The sequence below is a fragment of the Kitasatospora sp. MBT63 genome (assembly GCF_000710465.2).
GTDB lineage: Bacteria > Actinomycetota > Actinomycetes > Streptomycetales > Streptomycetaceae > Kitasatospora.
Genome location: NZ_JAIZ01000476.1, coordinates 1 through 487, shown reverse-complemented (window position 1 = coordinate 487; position 487 = coordinate 1). Strand labels below are relative to the sequence as shown.

Below are 487 nucleotides of genomic sequence, written 5' to 3'. Positions count from 1 at the left end.
TGCAGACGGCCGTGCTGACCGCCGCAGCCGAGTGGGACCTCGCCCGGGTCCTCAGCTTCCACCACTTCGTGGCGGAGGCCCGGGCGCTCAGCACCGGCCTCCGGGACGTGGCCAAGGCGCTGTGCGAACAGGACCCCGCGCTGCACCCCGCCCCGGAGCTGATCGGCACCAGCTGGCTGGAATCCGAGCACACCGCCGCCGAGCGGCGCAGCACGCTCGGGGTGTTCTCCTCGCTGCTCGCCGAGGACGGGCTGCGGCTGCTGCGGTACGTGCTCTCGTCGGTGAAGGTGCTGTCGGAGGGGGTGGACACCTTCGACTGCGACTCGGTGTTCTTCGCCGACGTGCGCGGCTCCATGGTCGACCTGGTCCAGGCCGTCGGCCGGGCCCTGCGCATGCACCCGGGCAGTGGGAAGGTCGCCACCATCGTCGTGCCCGTCATCCTCGGGCCCGGGGAGAGCGGGGACCAGCTGCTCTCCTCCCGGGCGTT

The 487-nt window shown here is 72.5% G+C and carries 1 protein-coding gene; it reads left to right on the top strand.

What is annotated here, in order from left to right:
- On the top strand, window positions 1–487 hold a 487-nt coding region (locus AA75_RS25965; RefSeq protein WP_033822676.1), incomplete at both ends, for a helicase-related protein.